Source organism: Aquamicrobium soli (genome assembly GCF_042646345.1).
Lineage (GTDB): Bacteria > Pseudomonadota > Alphaproteobacteria > Rhizobiales > Rhizobiaceae > Mesorhizobium > Mesorhizobium soli_A.
Genome location: NZ_JBHRTK010000012.1, coordinates 101,623 through 115,783 on the forward strand (window position 1 = coordinate 101,623; position 14,161 = coordinate 115,783).

Here is a 14,161-nt window from a genome sequence, read left to right on the forward strand (position 1 = left end):
CGCTCGCGAACGAATGGCGGCCCGTCGAGTTCTCGGCGGGCCGTTTTTTCTGGGAGTAAAGCCATGCGACTGATGATCCCGACAATGATAGGCGCGGCGGCGACCGCAACGGCCCTGATGGCCCTCGGCGCCGGCCGGCACGCCACCGTGAACAAAACCATGCCGCCCGTGGCGATGGTTGCCGTGCAGCCCGGCTCCTTCGACTTCCGGCTGCCCGGAGAATACCTCAAGGCCAACTGGCCGGTGGATGCCCCGAAGCGGAAGGTGACCTTCGACCGCGGCTTCGAGATGATGAAGTACCAGGTCAGCCTTGCCGACTATGGCGCCTGCGTCGCCGACGGCGCCTGCGAGGCCCTCGAGGGCGCTCGCAAGAGTGCGGACGTTCCCGTCACCGGCGTGAACTATCGCGACGCCACCGCCTATGCGGCGTGGCTGTCGAGGAAGACCGGCGAAAGCTGGCGCCTGCCGACCGACGAGGAATGGGCGTTCGCCGCCGCCGAGCGCCTGCCGGACGACGCGCTCGGCCTGCCGCAGGATACCACCAACCCGGCCACGCGGTGGCTGGCCCGCTATGCCGCTGAAAGCGGCACCGAGGCACGCGACGCCGAGCCGAAGCCGCGCGGCCATTTCGGGGAAAACAGCAAGGGGCTGGCCGACATCGCCGGCAATGTCTGGGACTGGACGACGACCTGCTACCGGCGCGCGACGGTGGACGTGGACGGAAAAGTCACGCAGAGCACCGAAAACTGCGGCGTGCGGGTGCTGGGCGGCCGGCACCGCAGCTACATGTCCACCTTCATCCGCGACGGCAAAAGCGGCGGCTGCGCGGCGGGGCTGGCACCGGACAATCTCGGCATCCGGCTGGTCCGCGAGCCGCCGACCCTCGTCAGCCGGGCCGCCCGGCTCTGGGCGACCGTAGCCGGCGCCTGACCGGCCGACGGCCGTTGTTCAGGCCCTTTCCGATCAGGAATCAAGCGCCCTGCCGGTCGCCGGATCGAACAGGTGCAGCGCTTCCTCATCGAAGGTGAAGCGATGCGTCTCGCCAGCCCTTACCGTCGTACGCGGCGGCAAGCTTGCCGTGATCCGCTGCGCGCCGAGCCGTGCGGCAACTAGCAGTTCCGGGCCGGTCAGTTCCACGCTTTCGACGATGGCGTCGAAGGAATAGGGCGTCGCCCGTGCGGCCGCCAGATGCAGCGCCTCCGGCCGGATGCCCGCGACCAGCGGCGAGCCCTGCCCATGCGCGGTGTTTTGGAATCGCGCCGGCAGCGGAAAGCGGGCTTCCGCTCCGTCTATCGCCAGCCCATCGCGCTCGCGTTTTGCCCGAAGCATGTTCATGGGCGGTGCACCTACAAAGCCCGCCACATAGAGGGTCGCCGGGTGGTTGTAGATTTCCTCCGGCGTGCCAAGCTGCTCGATCTGGCCTTCATGCATGACGGCGATGCGGGTCGCCAGCGTCATCGCCTCGATCTGGTCGTGGGTGACGTAGACCACCGTCGTCTTCAGCATCTGGTGCAGGCGCTTGACCTCGGTGCGCATCTCCAGCCGCAGCTTGGCGTCGAGATTGGACAGCGGCTCGTCGAACAGAAACACCTGCGGCTTGCGCACCAGCGCCCGCCCGATGGCGACGCGCTGGCGCTGGCCGCCCGAAAGCTGCGCCGGCTTGCGGTCGAGCAGGTTCTCGATCTGCAGCAGCCTCGCCGCCTCGGCGACCGCCCTGCCGCGCTCGGCCGCCGGCACCTTGCGCATTTCCAGCCCGAAGCCGATGTTGCGGCGCACGTCGAGGTTCGGGTAGAGCGCATAGGACTGGAATACCATGGCGATGTCGCGATCCTTGGGGTGGACCCCGAGGATCGAGCGGTCGCCGATGCGCACGTCGCCGCTGGTCGCTTCGGCAAGCCCCGCGATGATGTTGAGAAGCGTGGACTTGCCGCAGCCGGACGGCCCCAGCAGCACCAGGAACTCGCCGTCCTCCAGCGCGATATCGATGCCCTTCAGCGTCTCGACCTTGCCGTAGCTCTTGCGGATGTCGCGGATCTCGAGCTTGCTCATGCTGTCGGCTCCTCGCTGGGCAGCGGTCCGCCATAGGAACGGGGACGGGTGGAAATCGCGCGCGAGGCCGTCTCGACGCCGGCGGCGAGGCATTCGGCCAGCGCCTGCCCGCGCGCCAGCGCGGCAAGGAAGGCGGCGTTGAAGACGTCGCCGGCGCCGATGGTGTCGACGACGTCGACGCGCGGCGCTGGGGCCCGGACCACGGCGCCGTCCGCGCCGATGGCGAGCGCGCCGTCCGGACCGCGCTTGACCACCACCAGCGCCTCCTTGCGCATGCCGGCGCGCAGCGCCAGCGCCGCCTCGGCAACGTCGTCGCGGCCGGTCAGCGTCGTCGTCTCGATCTCGTTGAAGAGCGCCAGCGTGCAGCGCGACAGCCAGCCGCGGACGGCCTCCCGGTTGGCGGCCGTCCAGCCCTGCATCGGCCAGCCGGTGTCGAGCGCAACGGCAATGCCATGCGTATCGGCCCAGTCGAAGAAAGCGGGGTAGTCCGCCGTCAGGTCGTCGGTCAGGAAGGCCCCGCCCAGCAGCGCCCATCCGCCGGCAAGTTTTTTCCCCTCCAGCACCGCCAGCACGTCGGCGAGGCTGAAGCGCGGCAGGTGGCCGCGCGTTGTGAAGAAGGTGCGCTCCCCGTCCGGATGGGTGATGCCGACCGACAACGTCGTGCCTTGCGGGCTGACCGGCCATTTTTGCGCGCGGGCGCCGAATTCCTCGACCAACCAGCGGCCGAACTGGTCGTCGCCGACATTGGCGGCGATCTGGAAGTCCACGCCGAGCGCCTGCCAGACGAGCGCGCTGTTGCCGGCCTGGCCGCCGACGCGCAACTCGTCATGGTCGACGATGATTTCGGTGCCGGCTTTCGGCCACGGCACGGCCGGGCCCAGAATGAGGTCGACATTGACGTTGCCGATCACCGCCAGTGGCCGCATTCACTCGCTCCGCGTGATTTTCGTGGAGCGCACGGGCGTGCCGGCATCCTCGACGCGGGCGGCGGCGAAGGCGATCATCAGCCGCTGCGCCACCGGCAGCATGGCGAGGACGGCGGCAAGCCCGGACGCCGGCCGGAACGTAAGCGTCACCGCGCCCTCGACCGGCGGCTTGCCCGAGGCGTCGAACACCACCGTCGGCGCGCCCGCCGCGACCACCGAGGCCGCCATCGCCGCCACCAGCTCGCCGGTGGGGTCGTCGCCGCGAAACAGCACGACGCCGATCTCCGACCCCAGCATCTCCATCGGTCCGTGGCGCAGTTGCCCGCCTTCGAGCGAAAAGCAGGGGCGGCGCGACAGTTCGGTCAGCCCCAGCGCCAGCGCCTCCGCCAGCCCCTGCAGGCGGCGGCCGGACGTAACTACGCCCGCCACGCCGGAAAGTGCCGCGACCGCGTCTTCGACGCCGACCGCCTGCGGGTCGCGCAGGGCGGCAAGTGCTTCGGAAGGATCGTCGCCAAGCGCCGCCAGCACGGCCAGGTGCAGGGCGAAGCTGATGGTCAGGCTGCGGGTGGCGGCGAAGGCCAGTTCGCTGCCGCCGGAACCGACTAGGCAGGGAACCGTCCGACCGAGAAACGACCCGGCTTCCAGCGTCAGCCCGAATGTATCCGGCCCGCCGCCATCCTCGGCGAACCAGCGCACCACTTCGGCGCTTTCGCCAGATTGCGAGCTCACCAGCACGGTGCGGCCCTGAAGCGGCAAGGGCTGCCCAAGCTGTTCCGAAAGCGGCAGCGCGACGGCGTCGATGCCATGGGCGCGGTAGAGCGGCTCGACCGCGCGGCCGACCGCATGCGAGCCGCCCATGCCGAGCAGGACGAGACGGCCGGTGCGCTTCAGCGAAGCGGCGATCTTTTGCGCCACAGCGTCGGCCTGATAGAACGAGGCCAGCGCGTCGACATTCTGGCGTGCCATTTCGCGATCGATGGCGGCGAGCCCCGCCGGCCGTTTGTTTTCAGCGTTCATCGTCATCCTTTCACTCCGCCGCTGGTCAGGCCCGAGATCAGCGCCCGCTGCATGAACAATCCGACCACGACCGGCGGCAGCGCCGCCAGCACGCCGGCGGTGGCGATCAGGCCGTAATCGGAAACGCGGCCGCCGGCGAGGTCGGCGATGGCGACCGTCAGCGTCTTGGCGCGCTGGTCTGAGGTGAACAGCAGGGCGTAGAAGAATTCGTCCCAGGCAAGCAGGAAGGCAAACAGCGCCGCCGTCGCCATGACCGGGCCGGCCAGCGGCAGGGTGATGATGCGCCATGTCTGGAGAAGGCCGGCGCCGTCGATCATCGCCGCCGCCTCGATCTCGCGCGGAATGGTGTCGAAGCCCGACTTCATCAGCCAGGTGGTGAAGGGGGCCAAAATGGTCAGGTAGACCAGCGCCAGCCCGAAGACGTTGTTGAGCAGGCCAAGCCAGGCAAGGCCCATATAGAGCGGCACGGCGAGCGCCACCGGCGGCAGCATGTAGGTGGCGATCACCATCGACAGCGACCAGCCGACCGAGGGCGTGCGCGAAACGGCCCAGCCGGCCGGCACGGCCAGGACCAGCGCTGCCAGCGTCGCCATGCCGGCGATCTCGATGCTGTTCCTGAGCGAGGAGGTGAAGGCGGCGCCCGCGCTGTTTTCGGCGGTCGACAGCAGGACCGCGTAGCGCGAAAAATCGGCGTGTTGCGGCCACCACCTGAGCGGCTTGGCGGCAAGGTCGCCGGGCGGCGAAATGCTCATCACGAACAGCCACAGCACCGGCGCCAGGATGACGACGGCGAGCAGCAGCGCGCAGGCGTAGACGAAGACGGTGAAGGTCCGGCTCCGGCGTTCCATCAGGCCGCACTCCCCGCCGTTTTCCTGACCAGCGCGGCATAGGCGACGGCCAGGACCGTGACCAGCAGCGTGACGATCAGCGCCAGCGATGCGCCGGACCCCGCCCGCTGGAAGGAAAAGGCTTCTTGGTAGACGAGAATGGACAGCGTGCGGGTCGAGTTCGCCGGCCCGCCGCGCGTCATCACCCAGATGATGTCGAACACCTTGAACGCCTCGATGGTGCGCAGCACCAGCGCCACCATCAGCGGCCCGGCGAGATAGGGCAGGATGACGAAGCGGAAGCGGTTGAACGGCCCGGCGCCGTCGACCAGGGCGGCGGCAGTGACATCGCGCGGAACCGCCTGCAACGCCGCCAGCGCGATCAGCGCCACCAGCGGGAAATTCTTCCAGCAGTCGGCGACGATCAGGGCGGCAAGCGCCGTGCCCGGCTCGCCCAGCCAGGAGCGGTAGACGTCGATGAGGCCAAGCTGCGACAGCGCGGCGTTGAGCGCGCCATATTCCGGGTTGTAGATCAGCCGCCACAGCGTGGCGTTGACGACGGTGGGCAGCGCCCAGGGCAGGATCAGCAGCGCGCGCAGGGCGGCGCGGCCATGAAAGCGCTGGTTGAGCAGAAGCGCCGCGAGAACGCCGATGACCATTTCGGCGGCCACCGAGATCACCGCGAACCACGTCGTGGTGACCAGCGTGCGTTGGAAATTGGAGCCGGAAACCATCTTGACGTAGTTGTCGAAGCCGACGAAATTGCCGCCGGTCCCCACCAGCTTGGCGTCGGTGAAGGACAGCGCGACGGTATCGGCCAGCGGCCAGCCGATGACCGCCACCATGACGACGAGCAGCGGCAGCATCAGCAGCCAGGCGCGGGTCGTCATCCAGGTCCCAGACATCGACGGCGGCCCTCGTTGGAAAGATCGGGTATCATGTCATCCCGGGCGGCCCGCCGCCACCCGGGACGACGGGAAGCTCAAAGCCCGCTGTTTTCGGCGGCAGTCTTCAGCGCGTCCTCAGGCGTGGCCTGGCCGAGCAGGGCTTCCTGGATCGCCTGCTGCAAGGCGACCGACAGTTCCTGGTATTTCGGCGTGGTCGGGCGCGGATACATGGCGGCAAGACCGAGCTTGGCGGCCGCGATCAGTTCCTCCTGCCCCTTGGTCACGGCCGGGTCGTCATAGGAGGAGGCCCAGATCGGCAGGCTGAGCTTGGCATACTGGTTCTGCGTCGCCTGCGAGGTCATGTAGACGATGTATTTCCACGCCTCGTCCGGATGCTTGCTGGCGGTGGTGACGCCGAGGCCCATCGAGCCGTTGACCGCCGACACCTCGCTCTTGCCGGCAACGCCCGGCGCCGGCACGACGCCGACCTTGCCCGCGACCTTGCTGTCCTTGGGGTCGTTGGCCATGTTGTACATGTAGGTCCAGTTGAGCGCGAAAGCGGCGTCGCCGTTCTCGAACACCTTGCGCACGTCCTCTTCCAGGAACTCCTTGGAATTCGGGTTGGTGAGGCCGGACTTATAGCTGTCGACCATGTATTGAAGCGCCTCGAGGCCGCCGTCGGTCTGGAAGGCCGGCTTGCCGTCCTTCAGGAACGACCCGCCATAGGCGCTGACCAGCGTGGTGTAGTCGCAGATCGCGGCCTCGGCCTGCGCCCAGCTCCAGGCGATCGGCGAGGCGAGAAGCCCCTTGTCCTTGATGGTCTTGGCCTGCTCGCTCAGTTCCTCCCAGGTCTTGGGCGGATTCTTGATGCCGGCCTTTTCGAGGATTTCCTTGTTGTAGAACAGGTACTTGGTGTCGAGAATCCAGGGCATGCCGTAGCGCTTGCCGTCGTACTCGACCGTCGTCCATGCCCCCGGCAGGACGCCGGACTTCATCTCGTCGGTGATCTTGTCGGTAATGTCGACGAGAACGTTGTTGGTGGCATACTCGGCCGGCCAGATCACGTCGAACAGCACCACGTCGTAGCCGCCGCCGGAACCCTGCGCCAGCACCGTCTTGTCGTGCAGCCCCTCATAGGGAACGAATTCGAGATTGACCTTGATGTCGGGGTTGGCCTTGGTGAAGGCCTCGGTCATGGCGCGCACGTCCGCCTCGCTATAGGCGGCCTGCGCCATGAACAGCGCGTTGAGCGAGGTTTCCGCGAAGGCGTGCGGCACCATCAGCCCGCCCGCGAAAACGGCCCCCAAGAGAATCCTGCCCGTCGATTTCAACATGTCTTCCTCCCGTTTCCGACGCTGGCCAGCCTGCATCGCAGGCAAGACCGCCGCGTCGATTTCGGCCTTGCCACGACGATAATAAGTCAAGTGTCTTGACTTATTAGTTCGCCAATCTTCTACTGGAGTCAAGAGGGGAAGCGAGGATGAACGACGTTCGCCCGATCCGCGCCAAGAGCGGCAGCAACCACGAAGGCACCAGCGCGCACAACCGCCGGGTCATGATCGATGCGCTGCGCTTCAACGGCGCGCTGTCGCGGGCCGAACTGGCGCGCGCCACCCAGCTTACCAAGCAGGCGGTATCCAACATCATCGAGGAACTCGAGCGCGACGGCTTCGTGGCCTCGCTGGAGGCCGTGCGCAACGGACGGGGCCAGCCATCGCGGCCCTACCGGCTCGTGCCCGAGCGCGCCTTCGCCGTCGGCCTGCAGATCGACCGCTATGTGACGCGCGCGCTCGTCGTCGACCTCATCGGCAACGCGATGGTGCGGGCCGAGGCCAACCTGCCCTCCGGCGACCCGGCCGAGGGGGTCGGCGTCATCCTCGACCTGATCGGCCGGGTGCGGGCCGAGCTTGCGGCACGCACTGCCCGCTCCGAGGAGCGCATCGTCGGGCTCGGCGTCGCCATGCCCGGCCCGTTCGGGCTGGGCGCCTTCGGCGACAACCAGTGGGTGATGCCGGCCTGGCAGGAATTTCCGCTGCTCGATAGGCTGGCCGCCGGAACCGGCCTTTCCGTCGGGCTGCAGAACGATTCCGCGGCCTGCGCCACCGCCGAGCGCCTGCTCGGCGCGGCGCAGGGGGTGGACCACGCGGTGTGCCTCTATGTCGGCTACGGCATCGGCGCCGGGCTCATCCTCAACGGCGACTCCTATCGCGGCGGGCACGGCAATGCCGGCGAGGTCGGCATGGCGCTGTTGTCGCCCACCGGCCGCAACCGCATGCCGCTGGAGCATCGCGCCTCATTGGCATCGCTCTACCAGCACCTGGGCATGGACCCCGCCGACGCGCATTTGCACGAGCGCATCGACGAACTGGCCTCGAGCGGAGACGCGCGGATCATGGCCTGGATCGAGGCGGCCGCGCCCGACCTGCGCTGGAGCGTCCACCTCGTCGAAACGATCTTCGATCCGCAGACCGTGATCCTGGCGACCGGCGCGCCGCCGTCGCTGGCAACGCGCCTGTTCGAAGCAGTGCATCCGCTGCTACCGTCGATCGCGGTGCGGCCGGACCGGGCCTTTCCCCGCCTGCAACTCGGCATCGCCGACCCGTGGGCGATCGCGCTGGGGGCGGCGGCGGAGCCGATCGGCCGGGCCTTCGACCCGAACTTCTCGGCCATGCTCAAATCGCGCCCCGAGACCTACTCCCCGTAAGGCACCCAGATGTTCTTGACCTGGACCGCGCGGCGCAGATAGTCGCGGCCCTGCCCCTGGCGCGTGTCCGACCAGTCGCGCTGGCGGCCGTAACTGACCCAGGTGGCCTTGAGGTTGCCGACGGAGGCCTTCTCCACCATGGCGCTGCCTTCCTTGGAGCCGGCATACCAGAGGGCGGCGACCTCGTCGTGCTCGGCCAGTGTCTTGGCCAGAACGTCGCGCTCGCCGGTGACGATGTTGACGACGCCCGCGGGAACATCCGAGGTGTCGAGCACCTGATAGAGGTTGGTGGCCAGCAGCGGATGGCGCGCCGAGGGAACGGCGACGACGCGGTTGCCCATGGCGATGGCCGGCAGCACCAGCGACACGAACGACAGCAGCGGCTGCTCGTCCGGGCAGACTATGCCCATCACGCCCCACGGCTCGTTCATCGACAGCGTCACATGGCGCGACTTGGTCGAATGCACGGCCCCGTCATATTTGTCGGACTGGGCCGCGTAGTAGAAGATGCGGCGCAGGCTCGTGGCGAATTCGTCGGCGGCGGCCCTGGCCGAAACGCCGGTGCTCTCGCTGAGCAGATTCTCGAACTCCGCCTGCCGGGCCGACAGGTTCTCGCCGAGGTAATACAGCACCTGCGCCCGGTTGTGGGCGGTGACGCCGCTCCAGCCGCCGGCCTTCGCCGCCGCTTCCACCGCGTTGCGGATATCCTTGCGGTTGCCGAGGCCGGCCTGGCCGATGATGCGCCCGCCCTTGCCCACGACCGAATAGCTGTAGCCGCCGTCGGGGCGCGCCTGCTTGCCGCCGACATAGTTCTTGGCGGTACGGTCGATGGCGCCGGCATGGGCGAGCGGGCCCTCGCCGGGCGCCGCCGAGGGCGTGAACGGCTGCTCGGCCTTCGCCGCCGGAAGCCGCTTTTCCCAGTCGGCCGCCAGATATTCGTAGAGCCCCTCGCGCCCGCCTTCGCGGCCGAAGCCGCTTTCGCGGTAGCCGCCGAAACCGGCGCCGGCATCGAGCAGGTTGGTCGAGTTGATCCAGACGACGCCGGCCTTGACACGGGCAGCCATGTCGAGCGCCAGGTTGATGTTTTCCGACCAGATCGAGGCGGCGAGCCCGTAGCGCGTATTGTTGGCGAGTTCGATCGCCTCGTCGGGCGTGCGGAAGGTGGTCGCGGTGGCCACCGGGCCGAAGATCTCGACCTCGCAGACGGTCGAGGCCGGCTCCACTTCGGTGAAGAAGCTGGGCGCGAAGAAGCTGCCCTTGACCGGAAGCTTGCCGGGGGCCTGCCACAGTGTGCCGCCTTCGGCCTTGCCCTGCTCGACCAGCGAGGCGATGCGCTTCAGCTGGCCGGTCGAGACGATGGCGCCGACATCCATGGTCTTGTCCAGCGGGTCGCCGACGCGCATGGTTTCCATGCGCTTGCGCAGTTTGTCGTAGAAGCGCGGGGCGATGCCTTCCTGCACCAGGATGCGCGAACCGGCGCAGCAGACCTCGCCCTGGTTGAACCAGATGGCGTCGACCACGCCCTCGACCGCGCCATCGATATCGGCGTCCTCGAAGACGATGAAGGGCGACTTGCCGCCGAGTTCCAGTGACAGTTTCTTTTCCGAGCCGGCGGTCTGCTCGCGGATGATGCGGCCGACTTCGGTCGAGCCGGTGAAGGCCACCTTGTCGATGCCGTCATGGCCGCAGATGGCGGCACCGGTCGCGCCGTCGCCATGGACGATATTGACGACGCCGGCGGGCAGGCCGACCTCGCGGCAGACCTCGGCGAAGGCGATGGCCGAGAGCGGCGTCAGTTCCGCCGGCTTCAGCACCACCGTGTTGCCGGCGGCCAGCGCCGGGGCGATCTTCCAGGCGAGCATCAGCAGCGGGAAATTCCACGGGATCACCTGCCCGCAGACGCCGACCGGCGAAAAGCCCTCGAATTCGGTCTCGACCATCTCGGCCCAGCCGGCGTGATGGTAGAAGTGGCGGGCGACGAGCGGGATGTCGATGTCGCGGGTCTCGCGGATCGGCTTGCCGTTGTCCATCGTCTCCAGCACGGAGAAGAAGCGCTCGCGCTTCTGGATATGGCGGGCGATGGCGTAAAGATATTTTGCGCGCTCGTGGCCGGGAAGCTTCGACCATTTGCCGAAGGCGGCGCGCGCGGCCTTCACGGCGGCGTCGACGTCGGCGGCCGTGCCGAGCGCGACCTTGCCGAGCACGGTTTCGTTGGCCGGGTTGATCACGTCGAAAGTTTCCCGGCCCCCGACCGCGGTGAACTTGCCGTCAATGAAATGGCCGAACCCCTCGCCATGCGCGTCCAGCCAGTGCCGGACCTCGGTATTGCTTTCGGGGGCGGGGCCGTAGTCCATGGTGCGAAGAATGTCCCTGATCTGTCCCATGTTCTTTCCTCAGGCGAGCGCGTGGCGCGAGGAAGCCGCATAGCGGCCCGTCACGTAATGTTCGAGCTGGCGCTCGATATCGGCCAGCATCGAGCTTGCCCCGAGACGGAACAGGTCCGGCTGCAACCAGGGCAGGCCGAGCTCTTCCTTCATCAGGAACAGCCAGCTCATGGCGTCCTTGGCGGTCTTCATGCCGCCGGCGGGCTTGAAGCCGACCGTGTAGCCGGACAGTTCGCCATAGTCGCGCAGCGCGCGCGCCATGACGAGGCCGACCGGCAGCGTGGCGTTGACGTTTTCCTTGCCGGTCGAGGTTTTGATGAAATCGGCGCCGGCCTGCATCGCCACCATCGAGGCGCGGTAGACGTTGCGCAGCGTGTTGAGGTCGCCGGTGCCGAGGATCGTCTTCAGGTGCGCCTCGCCGCAGGCCTCGCGCATCTGCGCGATCTCGTCATAGAGGGCTGCCCAGTTCTGCGTCAGCACATGCTCGCGGGTAATGACGATGTCGATCTCGCCGGCACCTTCGCCGACGGCGTAGCGGATTTCCGCCAGCCGCTGCGGCAGCGGCGTCAGGCCGGTGGGGAAGCCGGTGGCGACGGAGGCGACCGGGATGCCCGAGCCTTCGAGCGCCTTCACGGCATGGCCGACAATGGTCGGATAGACGCAGACGGCGCCGGTGGTGATGTTGGCGTCGGAGAGGCCGAGCGCCTCGAGGATGTCGTCGCGAATGGGCTTGCGCGCTTTGGCGCAGAGCCGACGGACGCGGCCGGCGGTATCGTCGCCGGCAAGCGTGGTCAAGTCGATGCAGGTGATGGCCTTGACCAGCCAGGCCGCCTGATAGGCCTTCTTGACGGTGCGGCGGGTGGTCAGCGTCGAGGCGCGCCGCTCGGTCGCCGAACGGTTGACCGCAATGTCCTCGAACCAGTCCGGCAGGAGCTTTGTGCCGGCGTTGCGGGGCCGGTGGGAAGCCGAGCCGCTCTCCGAACCGGTGGCCGCAGTCGTGATATCCATGCCCGTCACCTTCCGTTCAGGACCAGACGCGGCCGGACGCGGCCGCGATCATGCCATCTTACCCGCTTGCCCGCGCCTTGTATGCCTGCCCGCGACGATTGTCATGGACGGGCGCCCTGCCTCACCACGGGCGAAGGCCGGCAACGCGCGCTCCTTGTTTCATACCGCCAATCGGCCTGCGACGCCTATCAAGCGATACGGTTGTACGTACAGCATATCAAGACGAGGTTTCAGGTCAAGCCGCGTTGGCCGCGCAGAGGAAAGATTCCGCTGAATTTCCCGGTGCGGGCCGATCTTGCCGCAGGTGCGGCCGGCGTCGCCCCCGACATGGCGTTGAACGGCCCGGGATGTTAAGCTTAGTATGACATACGTACATGATGCTTGCTTTAAGGAATCGATGTGATTGATCGATCGACCCCCATCCCGCTTTACTTCCAGCTTGCGGGCATCCTGAAGGAGCAGATCCGCTCGGGCCAGCGGGCGGTCGGCGCCAAGCTGCCTTCCGAGCATGAGTTGTGCGAGGAATACGACGTGTCACGCAGCGTGGTGCGTCAGGCGCTGCTGTCGCTCGCGCAGGACGGGCTGATCGAGACCGAGCGCGGTCGCGGCGCCTTCGTTCGCGAGCGCAAGGTGCCGATCACGCTCATCCAGCAGCTCGACCCGTTGCAGGAAGGCATGGCGAAGGCCGGTTTCAAGCTGACCACCCGGGTCCTGCAGCAGCGCCTGATCGACGCGCCGGCGCATGTCGCCGAGCGGATCGGCGAGCAGAAGGCGATCTTCCTGGAGCGGCTGCGCCTTGCCGACGGCGAGGTGCTGCTGCTGGTGCAGAACTACCTGCCCTACAGCCGGGTACCGGAACTGCTGCATTATGACGGGCTGGAGACGACGTCGCTCTACAACTACCTGAGCAGCGAACACGGCATCGTCGTCACGACCGGCAAGCGCTTCATCGAGATCGGCAAGGTCGACGCCCATGTCGCGGCGCTGCTGGAACTGGAAGCAGGCGCGCAGGCGCTGTTCAACCGCGAGATAACGTTCGACGCGGACGGGGCCGCCGTCGAGTATTACGAATCCTGGCACCACCCCGACCGCACGCGCCTGACGATCGACCTCTACCGCAACATCTGAAGCAGCCATGAAAAAGGGCGCCCCGCGGCGCCCTTTTGCCTTCCGTCAGATGCCGGTCAGCCCCAGCACTTGGCCGCGCCTTCCTTGGTGTCGATGGACTTGACGCCGGGGACGGGCTTGTCGGTCACCAGCGAAACGCCGGTGTCGAAGAAGTTCTTGCCCTCGGTCGGCTTGGGCTTCTCGCCGCTGTCGGCAAACTTCTTGATCGCCTCGATGCCGAGCGAGGCCATCAGCATCGGATACTGCTGTGACGTGGCGCCGATGATGCCTTCGGCGACGTTCTTGACGCCGGGGCAGCCGCCGTCGACGGAGACGATCAGTACGTCCTTGTCACGGCCGACCGCCTTCAGCGACTGATAGGCGCCCGCCGCCGCCGGTTCGTTGATGGTGTAGACGAGGTTGATGCCCGGGTCCTTCTGGAGAAGGTTCTCCATCGCCGTGCGGCCGCCCTCTTCGGTGCCGGCCGTCACGTCATGGCCGACGATGCGCGGATCGTCCTCGTCGCCGATCACGTTGACGTTCTTCGTATCGATGCCGAAGCCGGTCATGAAGCCCTGGTCGCGCAGGACGCCGACGGTCGGCTCCTGGGGCGCGATGTCCAGAAAGGCGATCCTGGCGTCCTTGGCGTTGTCGCCGAGGGTTCCCTTCGCCCATTCACCGATGAGCGTGCCGGCGACGAAATTGTCAGTGGCGAAGGTGGCGTCCGCCGCGTCGATCGGATCGAGCGGGGTGTCGAGCGCAATGACGACGATGCCGGCGTCCTGGGCCTTCTTTACCGTGGGAACGATGCCGGCCGTATCGGACGGGGTGAGCAGGATGCCCTTGGCGCCGTCGGCGATGCAGGATTCGATGGCCGCTACCTGGCTTTCGCTGTCGCCGTCGATCTTGCCGGCATAGGCCTTGAGCGTGATGCCGAGTTCCTTGGCCTTCGCCTGCGCGCCTTCCTTCATCTTGACGTAGAACGGGTTGGTGTCCGTCTTGGTGATGAGGCAGGCGGTGATGTCGGCCGCCGAAGCCTGGCCGGCGCTCACCATGCCCAGCGCCAAAGCCGCCGAACCGAGCAGAACCGCCCGAGCGGCCTTGGACGTGATGAGATTCAGACTGGAATTCATGTACCCCGCCTCCTTCAGAGTGATGTTATCCTGTAATTACAGGATAACGCGACTTCGCCCCCAGTCAACATACTTTATCCGCCGGCCGACGATAAAATCGACGGCCCGTCGGCTAGGCC

At 67.4% G+C, this 14,161-nt stretch carries 12 protein-coding genes; 3 read left to right on the forward strand and 9 right to left on the reverse strand.

All coding sequences use genetic code 11. The features are described from left to right. Nucleotides 1-63: 63 nt before the first annotated feature. A complete protein-coding gene (locus ACFOHJ_RS10030; RefSeq protein WP_378220361.1) occupies nucleotides 64-930 on the forward strand; it encodes an SUMF1/EgtB/PvdO family nonheme iron enzyme in 867 nt (288 codons plus the stop codon). Nucleotides 931-963: 33 nt separating this feature from the next. Here ACFOHJ_RS10030 and ACFOHJ_RS10035 read toward each other — a convergent pair whose 3' ends face one another. From ACFOHJ_RS10035 to ACFOHJ_RS10060, 6 genes are all read right to left on the reverse strand, one after another. Continuing rightward, on the reverse strand, nucleotides 964-2,049 hold the full coding sequence (locus ACFOHJ_RS10035; RefSeq protein ID WP_378220362.1) for an ABC transporter ATP-binding protein: 1,086 nt from the start codon (nucleotides 2,047-2,049) through the stop codon (nucleotides 964-966). Continuing rightward, nucleotides 2,046-2,975, reverse strand: a complete 930-nt coding sequence (locus tag ACFOHJ_RS10040; protein WP_378220363.1) for a PfkB family carbohydrate kinase — start codon at nucleotides 2,973-2,975, stop codon at nucleotides 2,046-2,048. The genes ACFOHJ_RS10035 and ACFOHJ_RS10040 overlap by 4 nt, the downstream gene beginning before the upstream one ends. Next, nucleotides 2,976-3,992 carry an SIS domain-containing protein gene (locus ACFOHJ_RS10045; RefSeq protein ID WP_378220364.1) on the reverse strand — a complete coding sequence of 339 codons (1,017 nt, stop codon included), beginning with the start codon at nucleotides 3,990-3,992 and terminating at the stop codon, nucleotides 2,976-2,978. Nucleotides 3,993-3,994: 2 nt separating this feature from the next. After that, complete coding sequence (locus ACFOHJ_RS10050) at nucleotides 3,995-4,840, reverse strand: carbohydrate ABC transporter permease (RefSeq protein WP_378220365.1); 846 nt, start codon at nucleotides 4,838-4,840, stop codon at nucleotides 3,995-3,997. Then, entirely contained in the window at nucleotides 4,840-5,724 is an 885-nt protein-coding gene (locus ACFOHJ_RS10055) for a carbohydrate ABC transporter permease (protein ID WP_378220366.1), read from the reverse strand. Before ACFOHJ_RS10055 ends, ACFOHJ_RS10050 begins: the two co-directional genes overlap by 1 nt. A gap of 77 nt (nucleotides 5,725-5,801) precedes the next feature. Beyond that, nucleotides 5,802-7,040 carry an extracellular solute-binding protein gene (locus tag ACFOHJ_RS10060; RefSeq protein WP_378220367.1) on the reverse strand — a complete coding sequence of 413 codons (1,239 nt, stop codon included), beginning with the start codon at nucleotides 7,038-7,040 and terminating at the stop codon, nucleotides 5,802-5,804. Nucleotides 7,041-7,186: 146 nt separating this feature from the next. On the opposite strand from ACFOHJ_RS10060, the gene ACFOHJ_RS10065 reads away from it, so the two are divergent. After that, nucleotides 7,187-8,410 carry an ROK family transcriptional regulator gene (locus ACFOHJ_RS10065; protein WP_378220368.1) on the forward strand — a complete coding sequence of 408 codons (1,224 nt, stop codon included), beginning with the start codon at nucleotides 7,187-7,189 and terminating at the stop codon, nucleotides 8,408-8,410. On the opposite strand, the gene ACFOHJ_RS10070 is transcribed toward ACFOHJ_RS10065, so the two are convergent. Next, complete coding sequence (locus ACFOHJ_RS10070) at nucleotides 8,398-10,794, reverse strand: aldehyde dehydrogenase family protein (protein WP_378220369.1); 2,397 nt, start codon at nucleotides 10,792-10,794, stop codon at nucleotides 8,398-8,400. The genes ACFOHJ_RS10065 and ACFOHJ_RS10070 overlap by 13 nt on opposite strands. 9 nt (nucleotides 10,795-10,803) lie before the next feature. Further along, complete coding sequence (deoC, locus tag ACFOHJ_RS10075; RefSeq protein WP_378220370.1) at nucleotides 10,804-11,802, reverse strand: deoxyribose-phosphate aldolase; 999 nt, start codon at nucleotides 11,800-11,802, stop codon at nucleotides 10,804-10,806. 399 nt (nucleotides 11,803-12,201) lie between these two features. Here deoC and ACFOHJ_RS10080 point away from each other — a divergent pair, with 399 nt between their 5' ends. Beyond that, complete coding sequence (locus ACFOHJ_RS10080) at nucleotides 12,202-12,930, forward strand: GntR family transcriptional regulator (protein ID WP_378220371.1); 729 nt, start codon at nucleotides 12,202-12,204, stop codon at nucleotides 12,928-12,930. Between the two features lie 56 nt (nucleotides 12,931-12,986). Here ACFOHJ_RS10080 and ACFOHJ_RS10085 read toward each other — a convergent pair whose 3' ends face one another. Then, nucleotides 12,987-13,964 carry a sugar ABC transporter substrate-binding protein gene (locus tag ACFOHJ_RS10085; RefSeq protein WP_378221522.1) on the reverse strand — a complete coding sequence of 326 codons (978 nt, stop codon included), beginning with the start codon at nucleotides 13,962-13,964 and terminating at the stop codon, nucleotides 12,987-12,989. Nucleotides 13,965-14,161: the final 197 nt, after the last annotated feature.